The 20354-nt window shown below is 49.0% G+C and carries 17 protein-coding genes, 1 other RNA gene and 1 pseudogene; 13 read left to right on the top strand and 6 right to left on the bottom strand.

The annotated features are described in order from the left end of the window. Window positions 1–7: 7 nt before the first annotated feature. The 5 genes from sufB to ydiJ all read right to left on the bottom strand — a co-directional run bounded on the left by sufB (window position 8) and on the right by ydiJ (window position 6172). The gene (gene sufB / locus A7090_RS11710) at window positions 8–1495 is read right to left on the bottom strand and encodes a Fe-S cluster assembly protein SufB (RefSeq protein WP_105274150.1); all 1488 of its coding nucleotides are present in this window, start codon (window positions 1493–1495) and stop codon (window positions 8–10) included. An 8-nt stretch (window positions 1496–1503) separates the two neighbouring features. Beyond that, the gene (gene sufA, locus A7090_RS11705) at window positions 1504–1872 is read right to left on the bottom strand and encodes a Fe-S cluster assembly scaffold SufA (RefSeq protein WP_105274149.1); all 369 of its coding nucleotides are present in this window, start codon (window positions 1870–1872) and stop codon (window positions 1504–1506) included. 548 nt (window positions 1873–2420) lie between these two features. Further along, window positions 2421–2609 (bottom strand): YdiH family protein, encoded by a 189-nt coding sequence (locus A7090_RS11700; protein ID WP_123056949.1) that lies wholly within the window; start codon window positions 2607–2609, stop codon window positions 2421–2423. 99 nt (window positions 2610–2708) lie between these two features. Continuing rightward, window positions 2709–3119, bottom strand: a complete 411-nt coding sequence (menI, locus tag A7090_RS11695) for a 1,4-dihydroxy-2-naphthoyl-CoA hydrolase (RefSeq protein WP_000637986.1) — start codon at window positions 3117–3119, stop codon at window positions 2709–2711. After that, window positions 3116–6172, bottom strand: coding sequence for a D-2-hydroxyglutarate dehydrogenase YdiJ (gene ydiJ, locus A7090_RS11690; RefSeq protein ID WP_105274147.1), 3057 nt, complete (start codon window positions 6170–6172; stop codon window positions 3116–3118). Before ydiJ ends, menI begins: the two co-directional genes overlap by 4 nt. Before the next feature lie 213 nt (window positions 6173–6385). Here ydiJ and ydiK point away from each other — a divergent pair, with 213 nt between their 5' ends. The 9 genes and pseudogenes from ydiK to A7090_RS11645 all read left to right on the top strand — a co-directional run bounded on the left by ydiK (window position 6386) and on the right by A7090_RS11645 (window position 15662). Further along, the gene (gene ydiK / locus A7090_RS11685; protein ID WP_105274146.1) at window positions 6386–7498 is read left to right on the top strand and encodes an AI-2E family transporter YdiK; all 1113 of its coding nucleotides are present in this window, start codon (window positions 6386–6388) and stop codon (window positions 7496–7498) included. A gap of 185 nt (window positions 7499–7683) precedes the next feature. Beyond that, window positions 7684–7791: antisense sRNA RprA (gene rprA, locus A7090_RS11680), an RNA gene on the top strand. A 135-nt stretch (window positions 7792–7926) separates the two neighbouring features. Then, complete coding sequence (locus tag A7090_RS11675) at window positions 7927–8283, top strand: YdiL family protein (RefSeq protein ID WP_105274145.1); 357 nt, start codon at window positions 7927–7929, stop codon at window positions 8281–8283. Between the two features lie 99 nt (window positions 8284–8382). Continuing rightward, a complete protein-coding gene (locus A7090_RS11670) occupies window positions 8383–9597 on the top strand; it encodes an MFS transporter (protein WP_105274144.1) in 1215 nt (404 codons plus the stop codon). Between the two features lie 226 nt (window positions 9598–9823). After that, window positions 9824–11090, top strand: a pseudogene (locus A7090_RS11665) (MFS transporter). 11 nt (window positions 11091–11101) lie between these two features. Further along, window positions 11102–11968, top strand: coding sequence for a quinate/shikimate dehydrogenase (gene ydiB, locus A7090_RS11660; protein WP_105274142.1), 867 nt, complete (start codon window positions 11102–11104; stop codon window positions 11966–11968). A 30-nt stretch (window positions 11969–11998) separates the two neighbouring features. Next, entirely contained in the window at window positions 11999–12757 is a 759-nt protein-coding gene (aroD, locus tag A7090_RS11655; RefSeq protein ID WP_105274141.1) for a type I 3-dehydroquinate dehydratase, read from the top strand. Between the two features lie 144 nt (window positions 12758–12901). After that, window positions 12902–14497: an acyl CoA:acetate/3-ketoacid CoA transferase gene (locus A7090_RS11650; RefSeq protein ID WP_105274140.1), complete on the top strand. Its 1596-nt coding sequence runs from the start codon at window positions 12902–12904 to the stop codon at window positions 14495–14497. 13 nt (window positions 14498–14510) lie between these two features. Continuing rightward, window positions 14511–15662, top strand: a complete 1152-nt coding sequence (locus tag A7090_RS11645; protein ID WP_105274139.1) for an acyl-CoA dehydrogenase — start codon at window positions 14511–14513, stop codon at window positions 15660–15662. A gap of 42 nt (window positions 15663–15704) precedes the next feature. Here the strand turns inward: A7090_RS11645 and A7090_RS11640 are convergent, their stop codons facing one another. Then, complete coding sequence (locus A7090_RS11640) at window positions 15705–16616, bottom strand: AraC family transcriptional regulator (RefSeq protein WP_096984419.1); 912 nt, start codon at window positions 16614–16616, stop codon at window positions 15705–15707. Window positions 16617–16931: 315 nt separating this feature from the next. On the opposite strand from A7090_RS11640, the gene A7090_RS11630 reads away from it, so the two are divergent. Genes A7090_RS11630 through A7090_RS11615 form a run of 4 tightly spaced genes read left to right on the top strand, consistent with a single transcriptional unit; the run spans window position 16932 to window position 20289 of the window. Beyond that, a complete protein-coding gene (locus A7090_RS11630) occupies window positions 16932–17696 on the top strand; it encodes an electron transfer flavoprotein (RefSeq protein ID WP_105274137.1) in 765 nt (254 codons plus the stop codon). A 19-nt stretch (window positions 17697–17715) separates the two neighbouring features. Beyond that, window positions 17716–18654, top strand: a complete 939-nt coding sequence (locus tag A7090_RS11625; protein ID WP_105274136.1) for an electron transfer flavoprotein subunit alpha — start codon at window positions 17716–17718, stop codon at window positions 18652–18654. Window positions 18655–18709: 55 nt separating this feature from the next. After that, window positions 18710–19999 carry an FAD-dependent oxidoreductase gene (locus A7090_RS11620; protein ID WP_105274135.1) on the top strand — a complete coding sequence of 430 codons (1290 nt, stop codon included), beginning with the start codon at window positions 18710–18712 and terminating at the stop codon, window positions 19997–19999. Continuing rightward, on the top strand, window positions 19996–20289 hold the full coding sequence (locus A7090_RS11615) for a ferredoxin family protein (RefSeq protein WP_000081071.1): 294 nt from the start codon (window positions 19996–19998) through the stop codon (window positions 20287–20289). The genes A7090_RS11620 and A7090_RS11615 overlap by 4 nt, the downstream gene beginning before the upstream one ends. Window positions 20290–20354: the final 65 nt, after the last annotated feature.

The raw sequence follows: 20354 nt of genomic DNA, 5'->3' as shown, positions 1-20354 counted from the left end.
TTATTCCTTATCCGACGCTGTGTTCAAGACTGATGGCGAGGAGTTTTTGTGCTTCAACGGCAAATTCCAGCGGCAGTTCCGAGAACACATCTTTGCAGAAACCGTTAACAATCATCGAGATTGCGTCTTCTTCGCTGATCCCGCGTTGCAGGCAGTAAAAAAGCTGATCTTCACCAATACGTGATGTCGTTGCCTCGTGCTCCAGTTGCGCGCTGTTATTGCGACATTCGACATACGGGAAGGTATGCGCCCCGCAATTAGCGCCAATCAACATTGAGTCGCACTGAGTGAAATTACGCGCATTGGTTGCCGTCGGCATGATTTTCACTAAGCCGCGATAGCTGTTCTGGCTGTGTCCGGCTGAGATCCCTTTTGAGATAATGGTCGATTTGGTGTTTTTACCAATGTGGATCATCTTGGTGCCGGTATCCGCTTGTTGATGACCGCTGGTCAGTGCCACTGAGTAAAACTCACCGATGGAGTTATCGCCGCGTAAAATGCAGCTGGGATATTTCCACGTAATGGCTGAACCGGTTTCTGATTGCGTCCATGACATTTTGCTGTTTTCGCCTTCGCACAAAGCCCGCTTGGTGACGAAGTTGAGAATACCGCCGGTGTTGTTATCGCCAGGAAACCAGTTTTGTACCGTGGAATATTTCACCTCGGCGTTTTTGTGGATGATGACTTCCACCACTGCCGCGTGTAACTGATAACTGTCACGCACAGGAGCGGAACAGCCTTCAATGTAGCTGACATAGCTGTCTTCGTCGGCCACCAGGATAGTGCGTTCAAACTGCCCGGTTTTTTCCGCGTTAATGCGGAAATAGGTGGAAAGTTCCATCGGGCAGCGCACACCTTTAGGCACATAAATAAACGTACCATCAGAGGCCACTGCCGCATTAAGCGCGGCAAAGAAGTTGTCATTCCCCGGCACCACAGTGCCAAGATATTTACGTACCAGTTCCGGGTGTTCGTGGATCGCCTCGCCAAAGGAACAGAAAATAATTCCCTGCTCTGCCAGTTTTTCACGATAAGTGGTGGCAACCGAAACAGAGTCGAAAATGGCATCCACCGCCACCTCTTTGCCTTCCCGCACGGGAACACCTAGCTGCTCAAATGCCGCCTCCACCTCTTTACTTAAAAAGGCGTTCGCGCCAGTTTGCTGCACCGCACCGGATTCAGACGCGCAGGCGTCGTCACAATTACCGCACGATGGTGCCGAGTAGTAGCTGTAATCCTGATAATTCAGCTTGTCGTAGTGCGCTTTCAGCCAGTGCGGCTCTTCCATCTCCAGCCATGCGCGATAGGCGTTGAGACGAAACTCCAGCATCCACTCCGGCTCATTACGTTTCGCCGAAATTGCGCACACCACCTCTTCGTTTATCCCCTTTGCCAGCTCATCAGTGGCTAACTGGGTGAAGAATCCTTCTTTATAATTCAGCGGGCCGCCGGTCCAGGTTTTGACATCGTCAGTTGCTTCAGTATTACGAGACATAGTACCGCCTATACCCCAAAGCTTTCGCCACAGCCACATTCATTCCGGGCTTTCGGGTTGTGAAATTTAAATATCTGATTGAGTCCTTCGCGAACGAAATCGACTTCCGTACCATCAATAAACGGCATCGCTTGCAGCGGGACAAACAGCTTCGCGCCGTCGAGTTCAAACAGCAGATCGTCTTTGTCCGGCTCGCTAACACTGCCGAGCACATAGCCAAAGCCCGCGCAGCCAGTTTGTTTGACGCCTAAGCGCACACCGACCATACTTGGCTGCTTTGCCACCAGCTCGCGGATATGGACCACAGCAGCGGGGGTTAGCGTTAAGCCCTGCCAGGCGAAATCTTGCGGATTAAAGGTTCCTGAATGCATGTCCATCGATTTACCTCACGTCATCGCTTTCAGCGTATAACAGCATGTTAGTGATAATGATTATCAGTACAACCCAGCAAACGCAGGGGCTTTACCGTAAAACATGCTTTTTGCCTGCTTTTAATAAGCATAGACCCTGATGTGTGGGTTAACAGGCATGCTAAGAATTAGGTATCTCATTGTTAGATAATGATTATTATCTAAGAAGAATTAAGGCTGTGATGAAAAAGAAAAAGTTGTATTGAAAATGACTATTTAAGAGATAGGTAAAAAAGTGCAGTGCTCAGAAATAAGAAAACCCTTAAGTCTGTGCGATACAGGCTTAAGGGTTTCTACCCCATCCGGCGCTTATCTCCGGCACTCACAGTGGCTTAGCTCTTGAAGGGGCGATAAGAATAATCTCATAAAGCGAAGCAACCGTTTTAACACAAACTGCGATTTGTATTATTTTTGAACAATATCAGACGAGTAGATAAGCAGTATTAAGACGCTCATCGAACCTGGATGGAGGTTAATCCAGGTCGATTTGGCGAGCTTGCGACATTAAGTCAGGATCAATGCACGCCCAGACGCTGGGCAAAGTAGATTTCTTCTTTTAATTCAGCAGAAGAGAGAGTAAGCAGGTCAGCAAATTCAAGTTCTAGTTGTTTCAGACGTTTGAGATATTGGGCAGGTGAAAGATTGCTCTGGTCACGGCGTAAAAATTCAATGGCCAGCTGGGTGGGATCAAGTTGAGTAGACATAACATCCTCGCTTTTAGACAAGACCTGCACAGTATACCACCGTTTACTGTGCAGATAATGACCGAAAGCAATATGCATCACACTTTTCTGGTGACAACGTCACAAAATGGCGGTTGTCAACCGTGATGAACAGCACAAACGCCCTTTTTCATCGAAGATTTCAATCTGCCAGACCTGATGACGTGAACCAAGATGTAACGGTTTGCATACGCCGCGTACCCGCCCTTCTCGGGCCGAGCGAACATGGTTAGCATTGATTTCCAGACCAACCACTTTTTGTTCGCCTTCGGTACATAAATAACCGGCAACGGAACCGATACTTTCGGCCAGCACCACGGACGCACCTCCATGCAGCAGCCCGAAAGGCTGCTTTGTCCGCGAGTCTACTGGCATTGTCGCTTCAAGGGTGTCATCACCAATATGTTCAAAACGAATATCCAGCAACCCCACCATGTTTCCTTCACCCATGGCATTCAACGCTTCCAGGGTGATTTTTCGTTTCCATATCATTTAATAATCTCCAGTAAAGCCTGCACAGGGTGGCGTATCCCCAAGCCTTCAACCCGTTTTACCTGACTACGGCAGGAATATCCGGTCGCCAGACAACGGTTACGCGGCAGTCGCAGCATAGCCTGATGCCAGGATAACTCATAGATCCCGAGCGAATTTTTATGGTTTTTCGCTTCATGTCCGTAAGTCCCTGCCATACCGCAGCAGCCCACGCTGACATTTTCCAGTTTCGCGCCAAAACGGGCAAATATCGCGGCCCATTGTGCTGGCGCGCCCGGCAAGGCGGTAACTTCGGTACAGTGACCAAAGAAATACCATGATTCACCGCTGACTGTAGCCACTGGCTGTGACTCAAGTGCACTTGCCAGCCATTCATTCGCCAGTAAGACGTTAAACTCGCCACGCTCCTCGCCCAGAGCCAGTTTATATTCATCGCGATAACAAAGTACCAGCGCCGGATCGACGCCCACCATTGGCATACCCAGCTTCGCCATACGGTTAAGGAAATCTGCCGTTTTTTTCGCCGTCTTTGCAAAACGATTGAGAAAGCCTTTGATATGCTGGGCTTTGCCATTTGGCGAAAATGGCAGTAACACAGGCTGGAAACCTAATTTTTCGATCAGACGAACAAAATCTGCCACCACTTGTGCATCGTAATAGCTGGTAAAGGGGTCCTGCACCACCAGCACCGTGCGCGCTTTCTGCTCTGCATTGAGAGTTTCAAGTTGTTCCAGCGTCATGTTTGCCGAGCGATGTCCCACCATTTGTTGTTGCAGCGAGGGGACCGACAGCAGCGGCAAATCAACCATGCCGATATGTTTTTCCGAGAGTCTGCGCACCAGCGGCTGGTTAATGAAGAAGTTAAAGGTTTTCGGCGCGCGAGCCATCAGCGGCGCATAGCTCTCAACCGTAGCCACCAGATGGTCGCGTAATGGGCGTAAATAACGGGTGTGATAGAGCTGCAGGAAACGAGAGCGAAACTCCGGCACATCAATTTTAATGGGACACTGAGTCGAGCAGGCTTTACAGGCCAGACAGCCAGACATCGCCTCTTTGACTTCGTGTGAGAAGTCATATTCGCCTTTATTCGCATGCCAGCTATTGCGCGTGCGGGTAATTAACGTCCGTAAACTGACGCCGGATTCAGGCAGTTCTTGTTCCAGTTTGAGTGGGTCAACGCCACGATCTGCCAACAAACGCAGCCATTCACGCACCAGCGTTGCGCGCCCTTTCGGTGAATGAATCCGGTTCAGGGTGATCTTCATCGACGGACACATCGGACTACGAGCATCAAAGTTGAAACATAAACCGTTGCCGTTACACTCCATTGCACCGCGCCACTGCTGGCGTACCGCAATGGGGATCTGCCGGTCAAATGTACCGCGCTTCACCGCGTCCACTTTCATCATCGTCGCATCGAGACCTTCTGGCGGGCAAATCTTCCCTGGGTTGAGTCGGTTATGCGGGTCAAATGCCGCTTTCACTTTGCGCAGTTCTGCGAAAAGTTCCTCGCCGAAAAACGCCGGGCTGTATTCTGCGCGAAAACCTTTGCCGTGCTCACCCCACAACAAACCACCGTATTTCGCCGTCAGCGCCACCACGTCATCAGAGATTTGCTTCATCAAAATCTCTTGTTGCGGATCGCACATATCCAGCGCTGGACGGACGTGCAGGACACCGGCGTCGACGTGGCCGAACATACCGTAGCTTAAGCCGTGGCTGTCGAGCAACGCGCGAAATTCAGCAATATAATCGGCCAGATGTTCCGGCGGTACGCAGGTATCCTCGGCAAATGGAATTGGTTTTGCCAAACCTTTTGAATTTCCAAGCAATCCAACGGCTTTTTTGCGCATCGCATAGATACGTTCAACGCCCGCCAGCTCGCGGCACACCTGCCAGCCGATCACACCTGCTTGCTGGCAGGCGATCAGCTCATCCAGCCGCACACAGAGTGCATTTACCCGCTCGTCAATCAGCGCCTCATCGTCACCGGCAAATTCCACAATATTCAGCCCGAGCATCTCTTTGTCAGGCACATCGGTAATCAACTCACTGACGGAATGCCAGACAATATCTTCCCGCGCCAGATTCAGCACTTTTGAGTCCACCGTCTCTACCGATAGCGCCCGCGCTTCAACCATAAACGGCGCGTTACGCAGCGCAGAGTCAAAAGAGTCATATTTGACGTTTACCAGACGGTGCACTTTAGGCAAGCGCGTAATATCCAGCCGAGCTTCGGTAATAAAGGCCAGCGTTCCTTCTGACCCCGTAAGAATGCGCGTCAGGTCGAACTCGGTCATCTCATCGTTAAAGACATGGCGCAGATCATAACCGGTAAGAAAGCGGTTAAGTTTGGGGAATTTGTCGATGATTAACTGGCGTTGCTGACGGCAACGTTGATAAACCGTTTTATAGATCCGCCCAATCGCGGTATTGGTTTTACCCAGCGTTTCCGCCAGTTCGACGGGTAAAGGTTGCGTATCGAGAATATCGCCCCCCAACAGCACCGCCCGCACACCAAGCACGTGATCTGACGTTTTGCCATAAACCAGCGATCCCTGACCAGAAGCATCGGTATTAATCATCCCGCCGAGCGTTGCGCGGTTGCTGGTCGAAAGTTCTGGCGCAAAAAAGTAGCCGAACGGTTTCAGGTACTGATTCAGTTGGTCTTTAATCACCCCGGCCTCAACGCGCACCCAGCCCTCTTCAGGGTTAATTTCAATGATGCGGTTCATATGGCGGGACATATCAACAATTATCCCCTGGTTGAGCGCCTGGCCGTTAGTGCCGGTGCCGCCGCCTCGCGGGGTAAAAATCAGCGATGAATAGCGTTCCTGCGCGGCAAGACGGGCGATCAGCGCCACATCTGCGGTTGAACGCGGAAATACCACTGCGTCGGGAAGAAGTTGGTAAATACTGTTGTCGGTCGCCATTGTCAGACGATCGGCATAACTCGTCGCCGTATCGCCGGTAAAACCTTGTTGCTCCAGCTCTTGCAAAAAATTAAGCACCAGTTGAACGACACCGGGTGCCTGGGAAATCTGTGGAATCATTATATTGACCCTTTCCTGCGGTCTGTGATGAGAGATTAATCGTTTGCGTGTTGCCTGAGTTGTTGTACCACATTTTTTTCTAACACGCCCATCAGAATTAAGAGCAGAATCGGCCTGTTAAAAACCGCTGAAATTGCTCATCATTATGCAGGTGAGTTTCGCGTGTTCACGTCGCGTCGACGATTTGACGCACAAAAAAGGTGAAAAGTTGTTATGGTAAATGTTCGTCAGCCCAGGGATATCGCACAAATTCTGCTTTCGGTGCTGTTTTTAGCCATCATGATTGTGGCATGTCTGTGGATTGTTCAACCCTTTATTCTCGGCTTTGCATGGGCCGGTACGGTGGTTATCGCCACCTGGCCGGTATTGTTACGTTTGCAAAAGATCATGTTTGGCCGCCGCTCTCTCGCCGTTCTGGTGATGACGCTGTTATTAGTGATGGTGTTTATCATCCCTATTGCCTTATTGGTTAACAGTATTGTCGATGGCAGCGGTCCGCTAATTAAAGCCATTTCCAGCGGTGACATGACGTTACCCGATCTGGCGTGGCTTAATACCATTCCGGTGATTGGCGCGAAGCTGTATGCAGGCTGGCACAACTTGCTGGATATGGGCGGCTCGGCGATCATGGCGAAAGTCCGTCCTTATATTGGCACCACCACCACCTGGTTCGTTGGGCAGGCGGCGCATATCGGGCGCTTTATGGTGCATTGTGCGCTGATGCTTCTCTTCAGTGCCCTGTTGTACTGGCGCGGTGAACAGGTGGCGCAAGGCATTCGCCATTTTGCAACCCGTCTGGCTGGCGTTCGTGGAGATGCCGCCGTGCTGCTGGCGGCACAGGCTATCCGCGCGGTGGCGCTGGGTGTGGTGGTAACGGCGTTAGTACAGGCAGTGCTTGGCGGTATCGGCCTCGCCGTATCCGGCGTACCTTATGCAACTTTGCTCACGGTGTTAATGATCCTCTCCTGCCTTGTCCAGCTTGGCCCGTTGCCGGTACTGATTCCGGCGATTATCTGGCTCTACTGGACCGGCGATACCACCTGGGGCACGGTATTACTGGTGTGGAGCGCTGTGGTTGGCACACTGGATAACGTCATCCGCCCAATGTTAATTCGCATGGGTGCCGATTTACCGCTGATCCTGATCCTCTCTGGCGTTATTGGTGGTTTGATTGCTTTCGGGATGATCGGTCTGTTTATTGGTCCGGTTCTGTTAGCCGTTTCCTGGCGTCTGTTTGCCGCGTGGGTGGAAGAAGTCCCACCACCGACGGACCAACCGGAAGAAATTCTCGAAGAATCTGGTGAAATCGAGAAACCGAATAAGTAATTTCTCATCAGGCGGCTCTGCCGCCTGATTGTTAACCACTGCTAATTGATATTTGCTTGCTCTTCCCCGTATTTTCCTACTTATCGCCATTCAGCTGGTAGTACCTGTCGCAAATTCTTTACAGTTTTTAAACTAATGAGACGAATCTGATCGACGCCAAAAGTCCGTATGCCTACTATTAGCTCACGGTTATAAATCAACATATTGATTTATAAGCATAGAAATCCCCTGAGTGAAACAACGAATTGCTGTGTGTAGTCTTTGCCCATCTCCCACGATGGGCTTTTTTTTAACATTTTTCCGCTTCGCTACCTCGCCCCTCACTCTTTCCAATAATGTTGCACAAGATACTGTGACTCTCTTCAAGTCGTCAGCAGGCTGATAATGTTATTTATATTTTATTGTTTATTTCATGCAGCCATTACACGATGAACGCTTATGAACTCCAGGCACTTCGCCATATTTTTGCCATGACTATTGATGAATGCGCGACCTGGATTGCCCAGACCGGTGACAGTAACAGCTGGCGTCAGTGGGAAAATGGCGAATGCGCCATTCCTGATCACGTTGTTGAAAAACTGTTTGCTATGCGTCAGCAAAGAAAAAAACATCTTCATGCCATCATAGAGAAAATAAATAACCGCATCGGCAACAACACGATGCGTTTTTTCCCCGACTTAACCGCGTTTCAACGTGTCTACCCGGATGGCAAATTTATTGACTGGAAAATCTATCAATCGGTAGCCGCTGAATTATATGCACACGATCTGGAGCGCCTTTGTTAATTTTTCCACAAAAAGGAATAGTCGTTGTTACAACAATAATGAACGGATGCTGACACAACATCGCTACACTTTTTAAAGCACCTTTGCTAAGTAGAATCTATGAAAAATCCCTATTTCCCGACCGCACTTGGGTTGTATTTTAATTACCTGGTGCATGGTATGGGCGTCATTTTAATGAGCCTGAATATGGCCTCGCTAGAGACGCTTTGGCAGACTAATGCCGCGGGCGTCTCGATAGTTATCTCATCGCTGGGCATTGGTCGATTAAGCGTCCTGCTTTTTGCAGGATTATTATCCGATCGCTTTGGTCGCCGCCCTTTTATCATGCTCGGGATGTGCTGCTATATGGCCTTCTTTTTTGGCATCCTGCATACCAATAACATCATTATCGCTTATGTTTTAGGTTTTCTGGCAGGAATGGCAAACAGTTTTCTCGATGCAGGCACTTATCCCAGCTTGATGGAGGCTTTTCCTCGCTCACCGGGTACAGCCAATATTTTAATTAAAGCGTTTGTTTCCAGTGGTCAATTTTTATTGCCGCTAATCATCAGCCTGTTAGTGTGGGCTGAACTGTGGTTCGGTTGGTCCTTTATGATTGCCGCAGGCATTATGTTTATTAACGGTCTGTTTTTATACCGTTGTACGTTTCCACCCCATCCGGGTCGTCGCTTACCTGTCATAAAGAAAGCCCCCAACTCTACGGAACATCGCTGTTCGATTATCGATTTAGCCAGTTATACCTTATATGGCTATATCTCAATGGCAACGTTTTATCTGGTTAGCCAGTGGCTGGCACAATACGGACAATTTGTTGCAGGTATGTCATACACCATGTCGATCAAACTACTCAGTATTTATACTGTGGGTTCGCTGCTTTGTGTATTTATTACCGCCCCACTCATTCGGAATGCCGTTCACCCAACAACATTACTGATGCTGTACACCTTTATCTCATTTATTGCCCTGTTTACCGTCTGCCTGCATCCCACATTTTATGTGGTGATAATATTTGCTTTTGTCATTGGTTTTACCTCCGCTGGAGGCGTTGTGCAAATTGGCCTGACGTTAATGGCTGGACGTTTCCCCTACGCTAAAGGTAAAGCGACAGGGATCTATTACAGTGCGGGCAGTATTGCGACCTTTACTATTCCGTTGATTACGGCTCATCTTTCCCAAAGAAGTATTGCCGATATTATGAGGTTCGATACTGTTATTGCTGCCATCGGCTTTTTACTGGCACTGTTTATCGGCTTACGCAGCCGCAAAGAAACGCGGCATCCCTCGCTAAAGGAAAATGCTGCTCCGGGCGGGTAATGCAATATTCTTTTCATGTCATGCAAGATCTTACGGATAAATAACGCTTTCGGCTCTAACTAAGGAAAATCGCGATCAAAAACGAACTATGACATGCAATATTCCTGGAAACATAAACTTTATGCCATGTACCCAGAGAAAATCATCTTCAGTATAGTAATTATGTAAACCGTCGGAGAACAATACGTACGGTAACGAAATTATCTTTCAGCAAGGAACTGTGAAAATGTCTCAAAATAAGGCTTTCAGCACGCCATTTATCCTGGCTGTTCTGTGTATTTACTTCAGCTATTTCCTGCACGGCATTAGTGTTATTACGCTTGCCCAAAACATGTCATCTTTGGCAGAAAAATTTTCCACTGACAACGCGGGCATTGCCTATTTAATTTCCGGTATCGGTCTGGGGCGATTGATCAGTATTTTATTCTTCGGTGTCATCTCCGATAAGTTTGGTCGTCGGGCGGTGATATTAATGGCAGTAATAATGTATCTGCTGTTCTTCTTTGGTATTCCCGCTTGCCCGAATTTAACTCTCGCTTACTGTCTGGCAGTGTGCGTAGGTATCGCTAACTCAGCGTTGGATACTGGTGGTTACCCCGCGCTCATGGAATGCTTTCCGAAAGCCTCCGGTTCGGCGGTCATTCTGGTTAAAGCGATGGTGTCATTCGGACAAATGTTCTACCCAATGCTGGTGAGCTATATGTTGCTCAATAACATCTGGTACGGCTATGGGCTGATTATTCCGGGTATTCTGTTTGTACTGATCACGCTGATGCTGTTGAAAAGCAAATTCCCCAGCCAGTTGGTGGACGCCAGCGTAGCTAATGAATTACCGCAAATGAACAGCAAACCGTTAGTCTGGCTGGAAGGTGTTTCATCGGTACTGTTCGGTGTAGCCGCGTTCTCGACCTTTTATGTGATTGTGGTGTGGATGCCCAAATATGCGATGGCTTTTGCTGGTATGTCAGAGGCTGAAGCATTAAAAACCATCTCTTATTACAGTATGGGCTCGTTGGTCTGTGTCTTTATTTTTGCCGCACTACTGAAAAAAATGGTCCGGCCCATCTGGGCTAATGTATTTAACTCTGCACTGGCAACAGTAACAGCCGCCATTATCTACCTGTACCCTTCTCCACTGGTGTGTAATGCCGGAGCCTTTGTTATCGGCTTCTCAGCGGCTGGCGGCATTTTACAGCTCGGCGTTTCAGTCATGTCAGAGTTTTTCCCCAAAAGCAAAGCCAAAGTCACCAGTATTTATATGATGATGGGTGGACTGGCTAACTTTGTTATTCCGCTGATTACCGGTTATCTGTCGAACATCGGTCTGCAATATATCATCGTTCTCGATTTTACTTTCGCGCTGTTGGCCCTGATTACCGCAATTATTGTTTTTATCCGCTATTACCGTGTTTTCATTATTCCTGAGAAGGATGTGCGGTTTGGCGAGCGTTATTTTAGCACCCCAGTTAAGCACAATTAAGCATAGAGGTTAAAGGAGTTAATTATGGATGTTACAGCTAAATATGAATTGATTGGGTTGATGGCCTATCCTATCCGCCACAGTTTATCACCTGAAATGCAGAATAAAGCCTTAGAAAAAGCGGGATTGCCATTTACCTATATGGCCTTTGAAGTGGATAACGATAGCTTTCCCGGAGCAATTGAAGGATTAAAAGCCCTCAAAATGCGCGGAACGGGTGTTTCGATGCCAAACAAACAACTGGCGTGTGAATATGTTGACGAGTTAACGCCAGCAGCCAAACTGGTAGGCGCCATCAACACCATCGTTAATGATGATGGCTATCTGCGTGGCTATAACACCGACGGCACGGGCCATATTCGCGCCATTAAAGAGAGCGGTTTTGATATCAAAGGCAAAACGATGGTGCTGTTAGGTGCTGGTGGCGCATCAACGGCAATTGGCGCGCAGGGGGCAATTGAAGGTTTAAAAGAAATTAAACTCTTTAACCGCCGGGATGAGTTCTTCGATAAAGCCCTCGCCTTCGCGCAGCGGGTTAACGAAAACACCGATTGTGTCGTCACAGTCACCGATCTCGCCGATCAGCAAGCCTTTGCTGAAGCCCTGGCTTCTGCCGACATTTTAACCAATGGTACAAAAGTGGGTATGAAACCCCTTGAGAATGAATCATTGATTAATGATATCAGTCTGTTACATCCGGGACTGCTGGTCACCGAATGCGTGTATAACCCGCATATGACGAAGTTATTGCAGCAGGCGCAACAAGCAGGTTGCAAAACGATTGATGGATACGGCATGTTGTTGTGGCAAGGGGCTGAACAGTTCACGTTATGGACTGGCAAAGATTTCCCTCTGGAATACGTTAAACAGGTCATGGGGTTCGGCGCCTGACAGGCTGACCGCGTGCAGAAAGGGTAAAAAATGAAAACCGTAACTGTAAAAGATCTCGTCATTGGTACGGGCGCACCTAAAATCATCGTCTCCCTGATGGCGAAAGATATCGCCAGCGTGAATTCCGAAGCTCTCGCCTATCGTGAAGCGGACTTTGATATTCTGGAATGGCGTGTGGACCACTTTGCCGACCTCTCCAGCGTGGAGTCTGTTATGGCGGCGGCAAAAATTCTCCGTGAGGTAATGCCAGAAAAACCGCTGCTGTTTACCTTCCGCAGCGCCAAAGAAGGCGGTGAGCAGGCGATTTCCACCGAGGCTTATATTGCACTCAATCGCGCAGCCATCGACAGTGGTCTGGTCGATATGATCGATCTGGAGTTATTTACCGGTGATGATCAGGTTAAAGAAACCGTAGCCTACGCCCACGCGCATGATGTGAAGGTTGTCATGTCCAATCATGACTTCCATAAGACGCCGGAAGCCGAAGAAATCATTGCCCGTCTGCGCAAAATGCAGTCCTTCGACGCTGATATACCTAAGATTGCGCTGATGCCGCAAAGTACCAGCGATGTGCTGACGTTGCTTGCCGCGACCCTGGAGATGCAGGAGCAATATGCCGATCGTCCAGTCATCACGATGTCGATGGCAAAAACTGGCGTAATTTCTCGTCTGGCTGGTGAAGTATTCGGTTCGGCGGCAACCTTTGGCGCGGTAAAAAAAGCCTCTGCGCCAGGGCAAATATCGGTAAATGATTTGCGCACGGTATTAACTATTTTACATCAGGCATAAGCAATAACATTTCGGCGGGATTACCCTCACCCGCCGAATTAAAAAAGTATTTTATACCGTATTTAATAAAAATATTTCGTGAGTATCTGTGCGCTGATTCTTCATCTGGCGCAGGGAAAATCACACCTGAATCAGGAAATAATAATGAAACCTGTAAAACCACCTCGTATTAATGGACGAGTGCCGGTCCTGTCGGCACAAGAAGCAGTGAGTTATATTCCCGACGAAGCAACACTTTGTGTGTTAGGCGCTGGCGGCGGTATTCTGGAAGCCACCACGTTAATTACTGCTCTTGCTGAAAAATATAAACAGACTCAAACGCCACGTAATTTATCGATTATTAGTCCAACAGGACTTGGCGATCGCGCCGATCGTGGTATTAGTCCGCTGGCGCAAGAAGGTCTGGTGAAATGGGCATTATGCGGACACTGGGGACAATCGCCGCGTATTTCTGATCTCGCAGAACAAAACAAAATTATTGCTTATAACTATCCACAAGGCGTACTTACACAAACCTTACGTGCCGCAGCTGCCCACCAGCCTGGTATTATTAGTGATATTGGCATCGGGACATTTGTCGATCCACGGCAACAAGGCGGCAAACTGAATGACGTGACCAAAGAAGACCTGATTAAACTGGTCGAGTTTGATAACAAAGAATATCTCTATTACAAAGCGATTGCGCCGGATATCGCCTTTATTCGCGCCACTACCTGCGACAGCGAAGGCTATGCCACCTTTGAAGATGAGGTGATGTATCTCGACGCATTGGTTATTGCCCAGGCAGTGCATAATAACGGTGGTATCGTGATGATGCAGGTGCAGAAAATGGTTAAGAAAGCCACGCTGCATCCTAAATCTGTCCGTATTCCAGGTTATCTGGTGGATATTGTGGTGGTCGATCCGGAGCAAACCCAGCTGTATGGCGGTGCACCGGTTAACCGTTTTATTTCTGGTGACTTCACCCTGGATGACAGCGCCAAACTTAGCCTGCCCCTAAACCAACGTAAATTAGTTGCGCGACGTGCATTATTCGAAATGCGTAAAGGCGCGGTGGGAAATGTCGGCGTTGGTATTGCTGACGGCATTGGCCTGGTCGCCCGGGAAGAAGGTTGTGCTGATGACTTTATTCTGACGGTCGAAACAGGTCCGATTGGTGGTATTACTTCACAGGGTATCGCCTTTGGCGCCAACGTGAATACCCGCGCCATTCTGGATATGACGTCTCAGTTCGATTTTTATCACGGTGGTGGTTTGGATGTTTGTTATTTGAGTTTTGCCGAAGTCGACCAGCACGGTAACGTCGGGGTGCATAAATTCAATGGTAAAATAATGGGCACCGGTGGATTTATTGATATCAGCGCCACCTCAAAGAAAATCATTTTCTGCGGCACATTAACTGCGGGCAGTTTAAAAACAGAAATTGCCGACGGTAAATTAAATATCGTCCAGGAAGGACGGGTGAAGAAATTTATCCGAGAACTACCGGAAATCACTTTCAGCGGGAAAATCGCTCTTGAGCGGGGGCTGGATGTTCGTTATATCACTGAACGCGCCGTATTCACGCTGAAAGAAGACGGCCTGCATTTAATCGAAATCGCCCCTGGCGTCGATTTACAAAAAGATATTCTCGACAAAATGGATTTCACCCCAATTATTTCTCCAGAACTCAAACTGATGGACGAAAGATTATTTATCGATGCGGCAATGGGTTTTGTCCTGCCTGAAGCGGCTCATTAACAGGAGTATAATGATGGATTTTTCTTTAACTGAAGAACAAGAACTGCTGCTGGCCAGTATTCGCGAGTTGATTACGACCAACTTCCCGGAAGAGTATTTCCGCACCTGCGATCAAAACGGTACATACCCGCGTGAGTTTATGCGGGCGCTGGCAGATAACGGTATTTCCATGCTTGGCGTGCCGGAAGAATTTGGCGGTATCCCTGCGGATTACGTCACTCAGATGCTGGCGCTGATGGAAGTGTCAAAATGCGGCGCTCCGGCGTTTTTGATTACCAACGGTCAATGTATTCATAGTATGCGCCGTTTCGGTTCTGCGGAGCAGCTACGTAAAACGGCAGAGAGCACCCTCGAAACGGGTGATCCCGCCTATGCCCTGGCATTGACGGAGCCAGGTGCAGGCTCAGACAATAACAGTGCCACTACCACTTACACGCGTAAAAATGACAAAGTTTACATCAACGGACAAAAAACCTTTATTACTGGTGCGAAAGAGTACCCGTATATGCTGGTGCTGGCGCGAGATCCACAACCGAAAGATCCGAAAAAGGCCTTCACCCTGTGGTGGGTCGACTCCAGTAAGCCCGGCATTAAGATTAACCCGGTGCATAAAATCGGCTGGCATATGCTCAGTACCTGCGAAGTTTATCTTGACAACGTGGAAGTTGAAGAGAGCGACATGGTGGGCGAAGAAGGAATGGGTTTCCTCAATGTGATGTACAACTTTGAGATGGAGCGCCTGATCAACGCCGCGCGCAGCACCGGCTTTGCCGAATGCGCATTCGAAGATGCCGCCCGCTATGCCAACCAACGTATCGCTTTTGGTAAGCCCATTGGTCATAACCAGATGATCCAGGAAAAACTGGCGCTGATGGCGATTAAGATCGACAACATGCGCAACATGGTGTTGAAAGTGGCATGGCAAGCCGATCAGCATCAGTCACTGCGCACCAGCGCGGCGCTGGCAAAACTGTACTGCGCACGTACCGCAATGGAAGTCATTGATGATGCGATTCAAATCATGGGCGGTCTGGGCTATACCGATGAGGCGCGCGTCTCTCGCTTCTGGCGTGATGTCCGTTGTGAACGTATCGGCGGCGGTACAGACGAAATTATGATTTACGTAGCAGGTCGGCAGATCCTGAAAGATTATCAGAACAAATAATCTGCAGGCGGCGCAGCTTCTTAACAAACTGCGCCGCCAGATTTATCCGGCAAGACTTACCGGTTGAGGAAATTCAGATAAGATTTCTTGTTCCGCAAAACAGTTTTTAAATTGCCTGCGGTAATCGCTGGGCGAACAGCCGACATGGCGCAAAAACAGTTTGGCAAAGTGATCGACATTTTCATAACCCACACGCCAGGAGATCTCTGCCTGTGATAATTCAGTATTAGTGAGTGACCATTTCGCTTCCGTCATACGCCGTTGAATAACATAGTTAATAGGGGAAATGCGATACTCTTTGGTAAATTCATGGCAAATATAACTGACGCTGGCACGAAACTTTTTCGATAACTGCTCTAAAGTAATTTTTTCGCGATAGTTATTATTCAGATAGAAAAGAATATCTTTTATCAGAACATCTTTTTTAATATATCCCTGCTCCGAACGATAAGCATTTTTAAAGTTTTCATAGTAAAGAATTGCTAACGTATAGGCAAATGCGTCCCATAACGAAGATGTTTGGCTATTTTTACTTTGCGGCAAAATCACACTTAGCTCATTAAATAAGGTTTTAATGACTTCTTTTCCCTGCCCTGCGGCAATTACCGGGCAAGAATGCGGTTGCAGTAGCTGATTTTCCTCAGTCCCCTGAAACTGAAAGCCGTACAGCGCACAGGTACACGTCGTTGCTGGATCGTTAACGTCAGAGGCCACCGCATGCAGCCTGCCACGTTCTATCACCACAATGTCATCGGCGTGCGCGACATATAACGAAGAATCGATGGTAAACCTTGCTACCCCTTTCTTGACGTAAATCAACTCGGTTTCATTGTCATGAACGTGATGTCCGGACTCCCATTTGGGATCATCGCTAAATGCAAAACGTGAAAGCCGTGGCGTTTTACCGGCGACAAACAGCGTTTCGCTGGCATTATCAAAACAGCGTTGATACATGACAACCTCCCTATTCCATGAGCAAGCAAAAACAATATATGCCGGATAAAATACGGCGTGTATTGCGGTTATACAACCGCGTTTAGCGAGAGCTAAACAAGATTATTTACACTGAATGCAAGATTGTACGGTCATGGAATAACTATATTGCCGCAAATTGCACTTTTGTTTTAGCGATCGCATTTTTTTTGCAAGATTGTTGGCAAGGAAAACAGCTTGCCCCGTCGAAAACCCCGCACCGCTATCGCACACTATTTTCAGGCCATTTTTACCTTCCATCGGAGATGGTTCCGTATGCGATCCACAGGAGAAATCATGAAAATAATAACCTGCTTTAAGCTGGTGCCTGAAGAACAGGACATTGTTGTCACTCCCGAATACACCCTGAATTTCGACAATGCCGACGCCAAAATCAGCCAGTTCGATCTCAATGCCATTGAAGCTGCAAGCCAGCTCGCAACGGATGATGATGAGATAGCCGCGCTGACTGTAGGGGGTTCATTGTTGCAGAACTCAAAAGTGCGCAAAGACGTTTTATCCCGCGGGCCACACAGCCTGTATATGGTGCAGGATGCTCAACTTGAGCACGCCCTGCCCGTCGATACCGCCAAAGCGCTGGCGGCAGCAGTAGAAAAGATCGGCTTCGATTTACTGATCTTTGGTGAAGGTTCCGGCGACCTTTATGCTCAGCAGGCTGGCTTGCTGGTCGGAGAAATTCTGCAACTTCCGGTGATTAATGCGGTGAGTGCTATTCAGCGTCAGGGCAATACACTGGTGATTGAACGCACTCTTGAAGATGAAGTTGAAGTTATTGAACTCTCTGTTCCAGCCGTGCTCTGCGTCACCTCCGATATTAACGTACCACGCATTCCTTCGATGAAAGCTATTCTCGGCGCGGGTAAAAAACCGGTAAATCAGTGGCAGGCAAGTGATATTGGCTGGAGTCAGAGCGCACCACTTGCTGAACTGACCGGTATTCGCGTACCGCCGCAAACCGAACGTAAGCACATCATTCTCGATAACGATTCGCCGGAGGCCATTGCCGAGCTGGCGGAACATCTGAAGAAAGCCCTGAACTAAAGCCTACGGAGAAAAAACGATGAGTCAATTAAACAGCGTCTGGGTCTTTAGCGATAATCCTGAACGTTATGCTGAATTGTTTGGCGGCGCGCAGCAATGGGGTCAACAGGTGTATGCCATTGTACAAAATGCTGACCAGGCGCAGGCAGTTATGCCTTATGGTCCAAAATGTATTTATGTCCTTGAGCAAAATGATGCGCTGCAACTCACTGAAAATTACGCAGAAAGCATTGCTGCCCTGCTAAAAGATCAAAAATCATCAATGTTACTGATGGCCGCGACGAAACGCGGTAAAGCGCTGGCTGCACGGTTAAGTGTGCAACTGAATGCGGCGCTGGTGAACGATGCCACGGCGGTGGATGTTGTCGATGGTCACATTTGCGCCGAACACCGGATGTATGGCGGGTTAGCGTTCGCCCAGGAAAAGATCAGCAGCCCGCTGGCGATCATTACCCTTGCGCCCGGTGTGCAGGATCCGTGCACTGGTGATACCTCTCATCAGTGCCCGACAGAAACGTTACCTTATGTTGCCCCGCGTCATGAAATTTTCTGTCGCGAACGTCGTGCGAAAGCGGCAAGCAGCGTGGATCTGAGCAAAGCAAAACGCGTAGTCGGTGTCGGCCGTGGTCTGGCAGCACAGGATGATCTGAAAATGGTCCATGAACTGGCGGCGGTTCTGAATGCTGAAGTCGGCTGTTCACGTCCCATTGCCGAAGGCGAGAACTGGATGGAGCGTGAACGTTATATCGGTGTCTCCGGCGTGTTGCTGAAATCCGATCTCTACCTGACGCTGGGGATCTCCGGGCAGATCCAGCATATGGTCGGTGGCAACGGCGCAAAAGTGATTGTCGCCATCAATAAAGATAAAAATGCGCCAATCTTCAACTATGCCGACTACGGTTTGGTGGGCGATATCTACAAAGTCGTCCCTGCTCTGATTAGCCAGTTGAGCCGCTAATTCCTCTTTCAACCACATCTCCCGCTGTAAACGCAGCGGGAAGGGAGCATAACGCATGTCGGATGACAAATTTGATGCCATTGTGGTCGGTGCGGGCGTTGCCGGTAGCGTTGCCGCACTGGTCATGGCGCGAGCCGGGCTGGATGTCCTGGTGATAGAACGCGGCGACAGTGCCGGATGTAAAAATATGACCGGCGGGCGTCTTTATGCCCACACACTGGAAGCCATCATTCCAGGCTTTGCTGCATCAGCGCCGGTAGAACGCAAGGTCACACGCGAGAAAATCTCCTTCTTAACCGAAGAAAGCGCCGTTACCCTCGATTTTCACCGCGAGCAACCAGATGTTCCGCAACACGCTTCTTATACCGTATTGCGTAATCGTCTGGACCCGTGGTTGATGGAACAAGCCGAGCAGGCGGGCGCACAGTTTATCCCAGGCGTTCGCGTCGATGCGTTGGTTCGTGAAGGAAACAAGGTCACTGGCGTCCAGGCCGGGGATGATATTCTCGAAGCGAATGTGGTGATTCTGGCTGATGGCGTTAACTCGATGCTTGGCCGCTCACTGGGAATGGTTCCCGCTTCCGATCCGCATCATTACGCTGTTGGTGTTAAAGAGGTTATTGGCCTCACACCAGAACAGATCAACGATCGCTTTAATGTTACGGGCGAGGAAGGTGCCGCCTGGCTGTTTGCCGGTTCCCCTTCTGATGGTCTGATGGGCGGTGGATTCCTTTATACCAACAAGGATTCCGTATCGTTGGGGCTGGTTTGTGGATTGGGTGATATCGCCCATGCGCAAAAAAGCGTGCCGCAAATGCTGGAAGATTTTAAACAACACCCCGCCATTCGCCCACTGATTAACGGCGGCAAACTGCTTGAATATTCCGCGCATATGGTGCCGGAGGGCGGTCTGGCAATGGTGCCGCAGCTGGTTAATGAGGGCGTGATGATAGTAGGTGACGCCGCCGGTTTCTGCCTGAATTTGGGTTTTACGGTCCGCGGCATGGATTTAGCCATCGCATCGGCCCAGGCGGCAGCCACAACGGTGATCGCCGCCAAAGAACGCGCGGATTTCTCTGCCAACAGTCTGGCGCAATACAAACGAGAGCTGGAACAAAGCTGCGTCATGCGCGATATGCAGCATTTTCGCAAGATCCCGGCGCTGATGGAAAACCCGCGCCTGTTTAGCCAATACCCACGAATGGTCGCCGACATCATGAACGAAACGTTCACCATCGACGGCAAACCTAACCAACCGGTACGCAAAATGATCATGGGACACGCGAAGAAAATTGGGCTGATCAACTTGCTGAAAGATGGCATTAGGGGAGCAACCGCGCTATGAGCCAGAACGCTACGGTTAACGTCGACATCAAATTAGGTGTCAATAAATTCCATGTTGATGAGGGCCACCCGCATATCATTCTGGCGGCAAATCCCGATATCAATGAATTCCGTAAATTAATGAAAGCCTGCCCTGCCGGACTTTATAAGCAGGATGACGCAGGAAACATTCATTTTGATTCTGCCGGTTGTCTGGAGTGCGGCACCTGTCGGGTACTGTGCGGCAACACTATTCTCGAACAGTGGCAATATCCCGCAGGCACCTTTGGTATTGATTTTCGCTACGGCTAATCATGCGTAACCGGCTCATTTAAACCGTCTGGTCTGTTTCCTCCGGCTCTACAAAAATAATGTCC

It is taken from the genome of Escherichia sp. MOD1-EC7003 (genome assembly GCF_002965065.1).
Classification (GTDB): Bacteria; Pseudomonadota; Gammaproteobacteria; order Enterobacterales; family Enterobacteriaceae; genus Escherichia.
The sequence above is the reverse complement of the archived record's forward strand: the minus strand, read 5'-3'. Positions and strand labels throughout refer to the sequence as shown.

Bases quoted from the DNA above. Each gene is read 5' to 3' on its own strand.
- A7090_RS11615 (WP_000081071.1), top strand. From the start codon at position 19,996: ATGAGCCAGAACGCTACGGTTAACGTCGACATCAAATTAGGTGTCAAT.
- A7090_RS11625 (WP_105274136.1), top strand. From the start codon at position 17,716: ATGAGTCAATTAAACAGCGTCTGGGTCTTTAGCGATAATCCTGAACGT.
- ydiB (WP_105274142.1), top strand. From the start codon at position 11,102: ATGGATGTTACAGCTAAATATGAATTGATTGGGTTGATGGCCTATCCT.
- A7090_RS11675 (WP_105274145.1), top strand. From the start codon at position 7,927: ATGAACGCTTATGAACTCCAGGCACTTCGCCATATTTTTGCCATGACT.
- A7090_RS11645 (WP_105274139.1), top strand. From the start codon at position 14,511: ATGGATTTTTCTTTAACTGAAGAACAAGAACTGCTGCTGGCCAGTATT.
- A7090_RS11640 (WP_096984419.1), bottom strand. From the start codon at position 16,616: ATGTATCAACGCTGTTTTGATAATGCCAGCGAAACGCTGTTTGTCGCC.
- A7090_RS11670 (WP_105274144.1), top strand. From the start codon at position 8,383: ATGAAAAATCCCTATTTCCCGACCGCACTTGGGTTGTATTTTAATTAC.
- sufA (WP_105274149.1), bottom strand. From the start codon at position 1,872: ATGGACATGCATTCAGGAACCTTTAATCCGCAAGATTTCGCCTGGCAG.
- ydiK (WP_105274146.1), top strand. From the start codon at position 6,386: ATGGTAAATGTTCGTCAGCCCAGGGATATCGCACAAATTCTGCTTTCG.
- A7090_RS11700 (WP_123056949.1), bottom strand. From the start codon at position 2,609: ATGTCTACTCAACTTGATCCCACCCAGCTGGCCATTGAATTTTTACGC.
- A7090_RS11650 (WP_105274140.1), top strand. From the start codon at position 12,902: ATGAAACCTGTAAAACCACCTCGTATTAATGGACGAGTGCCGGTCCTG.
- sufB (WP_105274150.1), bottom strand. From the start codon at position 1,495: ATGTCTCGTAATACTGAAGCAACTGACGATGTCAAAACCTGGACCGGC.
- menI (WP_000637986.1), bottom strand. From the start codon at position 3,119: ATGATATGGAAACGAAAAATCACCCTGGAAGCGTTGAATGCCATGGGT.
- A7090_RS11630 (WP_105274137.1), top strand. From the start codon at position 16,932: ATGAAAATAATAACCTGCTTTAAGCTGGTGCCTGAAGAACAGGACATT.
- ydiJ (WP_105274147.1), bottom strand. From the start codon at position 6,172: ATGATTCCACAGATTTCCCAGGCACCCGGTGTCGTTCAACTGGTGCTT.
- aroD (WP_105274141.1), top strand. From the start codon at position 11,999: ATGAAAACCGTAACTGTAAAAGATCTCGTCATTGGTACGGGCGCACCT.
- A7090_RS11620 (WP_105274135.1), top strand. From the start codon at position 18,710: ATGTCGGATGACAAATTTGATGCCATTGTGGTCGGTGCGGGCGTTGCC.